4 protein-coding genes are annotated in these 6,976 nt (G+C 57.7%); 3 read left to right on the forward strand and 1 reads right to left on the reverse strand.

The genetic code is table 11. From position 1 onward, the window contains the following. The first annotated feature begins 785 nt into the window (after positions 1-785). Positions 786-1,598, forward strand: a complete 813-nt coding sequence (locus AC1XOS_RS17650; protein WP_481963533.1) for an alkaline phosphatase family protein — start codon at positions 786-788, stop codon at positions 1,596-1,598. 33 nt (positions 1,599-1,631) lie between these two features. Here the strand turns inward: AC1XOS_RS17650 and AC1XOS_RS17655 are convergent, their stop codons facing one another. Next, positions 1,632-4,346, reverse strand: a complete 2,715-nt coding sequence (locus AC1XOS_RS17655; protein WP_481963534.1) for a bifunctional YncE family protein/alkaline phosphatase family protein — start codon at positions 4,344-4,346, stop codon at positions 1,632-1,634. Positions 4,347-4,476: 130 nt separating this feature from the next. On the opposite strand from AC1XOS_RS17655, the gene AC1XOS_RS17660 reads away from it, so the two are divergent. Continuing rightward, positions 4,477-6,321, forward strand: coding sequence for a transketolase (locus AC1XOS_RS17660; RefSeq protein ID WP_481963535.1), 1,845 nt, complete (start codon positions 4,477-4,479; stop codon positions 6,319-6,321). A gap of 5 nt (positions 6,322-6,326) precedes the next feature. Continuing rightward, positions 6,327-6,976 (forward strand): oxygenase MpaB family protein (locus tag AC1XOS_RS17665; protein WP_481963536.1); only part of this gene is annotated, 650 nt, incomplete at its 3' end.

Raw genomic sequence — 6,976 nt, forward strand, 5'->3', positions numbered from 1 at the left:
GTCAAGCGCCTGATTCGACGTGCTGGCCCTCGTGAGGACGCTGGTCGCGAGCAAGCGCTTGCCGATGCTTTGTCGGCTATTCCGGATACCTTGGCTCGCTCTTGTTTTCGGCACTGTGGATACTATCAATATAATTGACGAGGACTATACTTTGGCGAGGGTTGCCGCATCGGGCTCACCCAGGCGGCGAGAAGCCATCTTCAAAAAGAGACGACGTTCGCCTACAGCAATGCCCTGAACTACCCCTTGAGCAATGCCTTCCTCACGGCCATCGGCGATTGATCTTCTGATATGTCATGGATTCTTTCATCTGTGCCGCTACTTGCTCCAATAGTTTACCGGCAATTTCTGGCGCGTACCGCAATCCCGCCAAAAGGTAGGTTGAAGTCCACAGCTTGCGGCTGCTTTCTGGGGGGATATCGGTGCTGAGTCGCTCTGTCACTTGTTGGACTACCTCTTCTGGGCTGGTGCCGGAGACGATTCCGGTGACACCGATCCTCCTGGCGGTAAGAACTGCCAGGGCTATTTTGAACCAAAAATCCCGGCCAGACAAGCGCCTAGCCGGGATGATGCCCTCTATTTGTTGATAGATTTCTGTTAAGTTTTTTATTTGATTTTATATTTACTTTTAAATACAGTATTGTGAGATATTCATACGAAATTATTTTCATGAATCGCTCCGTCTCCCCATTTTGCTGTGCTAGAAAATATCTTGCTGGGATATTAAATTTTGGAGATTCATTCAGATTTAATAAATTTCCTTGTCACAGGTTCTATAATGGGTTGTGATCTCTCAGAATAGTCCACGCGCCAAGCACGTTTTTATTATCTCCTTTGATGGCGGTAAGCCCTCCGTGATGCAAGAAAGCCGGATGCCCGTGCTCCAGAATTTACTCAAGTCAGCGGCTTTTACCTGGGAGGCAAAGACCATCATGCCCTCCATCACGCTTCCCTCGCACACTTCAATGCTCACCGGAGTCGAGCCCAGCAAGCATAAGATCCTCTGGAACGACTGGGAGCCGGAGCGGGGGATGTTGACGGTACCGACGATCTTTGCGTTGGGGAGCAAGCAAAAGCTCAAGACGGCGATGTTTGTGGGCAAGTCTAAGTTCCTGCATCTCTTTGTCCCCAAGACAGTCAAGGAGTTCTCGTTTCCCGCTTATGCCGCCAAGACGGTCGCCCAGCTTGCCGCAGAGCATATCGTCGCGGCGAAGCCTAATTTGTGCTTTATCCACTTCGCCGACTCCGATGGCGCAGGCCACGAGTTCGGGTGGGGCACGCCACAACAAAAACAAGCCTTCGCCGATGAAGACGAGGCGCTAGCAATGGTGCTTGCCGCGATCAAGCGTGCGGGCATCGAACAAGACAGCGTGGTGATTCTCACGGCGGATCACGGAGGTCACGACAAGACACACGGGCTGGACATCCCCGAGGATCGCCTGATCCCCTGGATCGCCTGGGGTAAGGGAGTCGTGCCTGGCAAGCAGCTCGCAGGCCCCATCTCGACCTGCGACACCGCAGCGACCGCACTCTGGCTAGCGGGAGTGCCACTGCCCACTAGCCTCGATGGAAAACCTGTTACAGAAGCGTTTCTCTAAACTTTGGAAACTCGCTCCTGGCAAAAATAGGCTCTACTTTCCCAATGTTTCTGGGCCATCCCGGCGAATCGAGGGCAGGAGTCGGGCGGCTTTATAGTCTGGGTCTTTCGGGTCTTTAGCTTTGCTTGGGTCAAAGATGCGTGCGTCAATGGGGGTGTGGGTGTAGGGCGTGAAGTCGGGCTTGGTGGTGAAGCAGTCCGAGAGATCGTTGGCGAGCGCATCGTGAAGATTGAGTGGCGGCAGCCCCAGGATCTGGTAGAGCGTCCGGTGCATGCTAAGAATCGTGGTGTGTCGGTGCGAGACATAGCCACGCTTGATCCAGGGGCTGATGGCGAGTAAGACACTGCGCTGGGCATCCACATGGTCTGGCTCACCCCCAGAGTCGTCTTGCGTGACGAAGATCGCCATGTTCTTCCAGTAGGGCGTGTGCGAAAGAAACTCGACGATACGGCCAAGCGCGAGGTCGTTATCTGCCATCCAGGAGGCGCGATAGGGATAGCCCTTCGCTGGTTTGGGATCATCGCCGTGATCGTTGCAGATCGCGATATTGATAAAGCGCGGCATGGGCTTCTTGCTCTTGCCGCCAAGAAAGAGCTTTGTGAAGTCCTGCTCGAACCAGTCGGCGCGGTACTGGTCGGGGATGTTCATGTTAAAGATTGGAAAGTCAAAGCAAGTATTGTCAAAGAGTACTTTGGACATCGGGATATTGACCACCTCTCGTGCTCCCGTCTTGCCTTGATTCTCAGCCTCGCCCACACCGGCAAACTCAAAGCCCTCACCGTAGTTACGAAAAGAGAGCTTGTGACGCGCCAGATGCTCCCACATCGCACCCGCTTCAGGGTAGTCCTCGGGGGCAATCGAGCCGTTGGAGTCAAACGAGGCGTGGCGACCCAGTGCACTGGTATTGAGCATCGGCTCCCAGCCCAAGGTGTAGAGCATCTGGCAGAAGTTATTAGGCTCCACACCGACCAGCCACCTATGCCCGACCCCGGAGCCTTCAGGCATCATGTAGAAGTTATCGCTGACGGTGAACTGCCGCGCAAGGGCGTTGTGATTGGTCATGATAGCCACATCATCGAGCGTCGGCTGGCCGGGCGCGGAGACTTTTTGATGGTAGCCCCACTGGATCAGGCTTGGGTCGTGCTTGGCTCCAGGAACGCGATCAAAGACGGCATCAAAAGTATGGTTCTCTTTCGTGATAAAAACCACGTACTTAACTTGCTCGGATTGCTTCCCCGGCTCGGTGGGAACCACCGGTGAGGAGAGCTGTGCACGGTCCGCGCTCGCATCAACCATTCCATTGTTCGTCAGCACTTCGCGAGTCAGCGCCACGAGCTGGCTCTGGGTGGGCACCGTTACCGTGGTGAAGACCCCCTTCATCCCCGCATACGGGCTCTTAGAGACACTCGCGCCCGCGCTGGGGCCATTGCCAAAACCACGGAAGCAGATCACGCAGAGCTTCTTGCCATCTGCGGAGACACCAACGCGGTAGGGATACCATGCGGTTGGAATATGCCCGAGTATCTTACCCGAGCGCGTGTCCAGAACTCCAATCGCATTGATCCCACTCTCGGCGACATAGAGGCGGCTTCCATCGGGTGAGAGCGCCATGCCCGAAGGCTGGACGCCGCGTAGCTTTGCGGTTAGCGGCGAGGGTTCGATGCGAGTACTCTGCGTGAGCTTCCCCGTGCGTAGATCGAGAGCTTGGATTAAATCATTGTTGTTGTTGGAGATATAGAGCGTCTCGCCCTTCACACTCAGAAAGTTAGGAGCGCTCCCTCCGACCGTCTTGCCATTGTCCGACGGAGCCCCAACGAGCAGGCCGGTCTTAACCCTGCGGATAATTTTGGGTTGGGCCGGGGTCTGCATCTCCACGCCCCAGACCGAGAACGCCTCCAGGGCATTGGGATCGCCAAGTCCCGGCACGCTTCGCCCTTCAAACTCGACGCCCCCACGTGCTTCTTTACTCGGGTAAGCAAAGGCGGGCCTCGTCAGGCCACGCTTGTCAAGTGCCGCGGACTTCGGGGCGGGGATCGCTTGGTAGGCAAACTGCCCGATATTGGCGACGTAGACCTTGGTTCCTGAGACCGCAAGCGCATACGGATAGCGTCCCACCGCAACCGAGCTAACCACTTTGCCCGTCTTGGTAGATAGGGTGACGAGGCGGAAGTTGGCCACATCAGCGCAGTAGAGATAGGCACCGTCGAGGCTGAGCTTCAGGTCCATCACAAAGCTGTCTGCGAAAGGCTTACCGTTCACGGGGACGTTGACGGAGAGGTGCCGGAGAAACTTCTGGGTGGCGACATCGAACACTTGGACACCGCTGGAGTCACCGCCGCCCCAGTAGAGCGTCTTGCCATCGGCAGAAAAGGCCACCGCCCCTGTATTATTACGTCGTTTTTTGGGGCTGAGAGCCTCGGCCTTGAGAGGTGTTACCGTAGGAGTGCCGCTCTGCCATCCCGAGATCAGCTGCCCCACACCATCACTGGCAACAAAGGCCGTCTTTCCATCGGGGCTCAGCACCAAGCCATGCGGCCAGCTTGCAACGGCGACATGCTCTCCGGCGGGTTGGAGAAAGCGCCCCGTCGTCATGATCGTCCGCCCTTCCGGATTAAAGGTGGCATAGCTCTCCCGTGAGGGAGCATGTAAGTAGGGGCGTGGCGCGCTCTTTTGAGGAACTGCTGCGCTAGAGATCAGCAACGTCAGGGCCAAGCTGGCTGTTTGTGAGAGGGCTAAACGAGAGGGCATACGAGAGATTATAAGGTAGTTTTTCCAGAGTAGAGATTAAGCCCTGCTTAATCTTCAAGGCCATGGTTTCTGACCCCTTGTGCGGTACAATGGCTCAGGATACTTCCGTAAACTAAAGGACGTTTATATAATGGCAGACGCCAAAGAACTTCAGCTCTTCAATGATCTTGCGCGCCAGCTTCGTGCTGACTCGATCCGCTGCACTACCGCCGCAGGCAGCGGCCACCCGACCTCCGGGATGAGCGCCGCCGATCTGATGGCCGTGCTTCAGGCCAAGTACCAGCGCTACGACTACACAAACCCCAATCACCCTAACAACGACCATCTGATCTTCTCCAAGGGCCATGCCTGCCCCGTGCTCTACGCCATGTACTTCGCTGCCGGTGCGATCTCCGAGGCGGATTTACTGTCGCTGCGCAAGTTTGGCTCGATCTACGAGGGCCACCCAACCCCGATCATTCCGCACATTGACGCCGCGACTGGCTCGTTAGGCCAAGGACTGGCGATTGCGGTGGGTGTTGCGATTGCGGGAAAGCACATTGAGAAGCTTCCCTACAAGGTCTGGTGTCTGCTGGGTGACTCCGAGATGGCGGAGGGCTCCAACTATGAGGCTCTGATGGTCGCCACGGAGCAGGGGCTCGATAACTTAATTGCGATTGTGGATGTCAATAAGCTCGGTCAGCGTGGCGAGACGGCTCTCGGCCATGACATGGCGACCTACTCGGCTCGCGTTTCGTCGTTTGGTTGGAAAGTGCTGATCGTGGATGGCCACAATGTTGCGGAGATTGATGAGGCCTACGCCGAAGCAGTCGCACACACGGGCTCGCCGGTTTGTATCTTAGCGAAGACCGAAAAGGGCGGCGGCGTGAGCTGGCTTGCAGGCGCGCCTGGCTGGCATGGCAAGGCCCTTAAGCCCGACGAGGCGGACAAAGCCTATGCCGAGCTGTTGCAGGCCGGCCCAATCTCGGGCTACACCGTCAAGCCGCAGCTCCCTGAGGACCTCACACCCGCGCCGTTCACTGCCGATGCGCCGCTGGTGCTCCCGAGCTACGAAGTGGGCGTGAAAGTCGCCGTGCGCAAGGCCTATGGCGACACGCTTGCCGCACTGGGGAAGTCCCGTGGGAATCTCTTTGCCGTGGACGCGGAAGTGGGCAACTCGACCTATACCGAGAGCCTTGGTAAAGTGGCCCCAGAGCGTTTGTTTCAGGTCTATATCGCCGAGCAGGTGATGGTAGGCGTGGCGCAGGGCCTCGATGTTCAGGACAAGAATACTTTTGCCGCGACATTTGCGGCGTTCTTCTGCCGCGCCTACGACCAGATCCGTATGGGCGCGATCTCGGGTGCCAAGCTTCGGTTAGTGGGAACCCATGCGGGTGTCTCGATTGGCGAGGACGGCGCGAGCCAGATGGCCCTCGAAGATTTAGCGATGATGCGCTCGATCTATGGCGCGACGGTTCTCTATCCGTCGGATGCGGTGAGCTGTGCCCACCTGATGAGCCTCATGGCCGACTACGACGGTATTGCGTATCTGCGTGCCACTCGTGAAGCGACTCCGGTGATCTACCCTGCCACCGAGAAGTTTGAGATTGGCGGCAGCAAGACCCTGCGTGAGGGCACTACAGCCACAGTGATTGCCGCAGGTATCACACTCATCGAGGCGCTCCAAGCGGCAGATGCACTTGCTGCGGAGGGGATTAAGATCCGTGTGATTGATCTCTACTCGATCAAGCCCGTGGACGAGGCCGCGATCTTGAAGGCCGCCGCTGAGACCGATCATTTGGTCATTGTCGAGGACCACTGGCCTGAGGGTGGTCTGGGCGATGTGGTCGCCGCGACCCTCACCAAAAACTGCGTCACCGCCCAGAAGTTCACGCATCTTGCCATCCGCGAGATGCCCCGCTCTGGCAAGCCCGACGAGCTGCTTGCGGCCTACGGTATTGACTCTGCCGCGATTGTGAAAGCCGTCAAGGGCTAAACAACATGGCCAGGCAGGCGGCTCTCGCGCCGGCACGGATACGTCCGATTACGCCGCGAAAAACGCCGCCTGCCTGGCTTGACTTCGAGCAGCTTCGGCTCGGCGCAAGCTTTCAGGCAAAGCATTACGCCTTCATCCAGCAGGTTCTAGGGACGTCCTCGCTGGCTGCCACCTTTGCCGCCCGCGACATCGCGCCGATTCTGATGCAAACCCAGCGCCTACCCAAGGACTTCACGCCGCGCATGCAGGAGACAGGGGCGCTGATGGGGCGCATCATGGCGGACTTTTCCGGGCGCGAGGGTTTTCTCAAGAACAACTATGCTGAGGCCGTCGCACTGGGCGAGCTGCACCAGAAAGTGGCCGAGGCGACCCGTGGTGGCCTGAAGTGGAACCCGAGGGAGCGTCTGCCCATGAATGCGCAGTCGTTTGCCTTTGTGCTCTACACCTTTGCCTGGTGGCCCATCGAGGCAATGATCGCCCGGAAGCTTGTGGAGCCGGGCAAGGATCGCAAAGAGCTGGATGCCTGGCTGCACTCCTGGTCGGTGCTGGGCCACGGCATGGGCGTAGATCGGGAGCTGCTACCACTTTCTTATACTCTAGCGAAAGAGCGGGTGGAGCTACTCCGTCAGGCGCAGTATGTTCCCGTGGGAGCGCC

Source organism: Armatimonas sp., assembly GCF_964826245.1.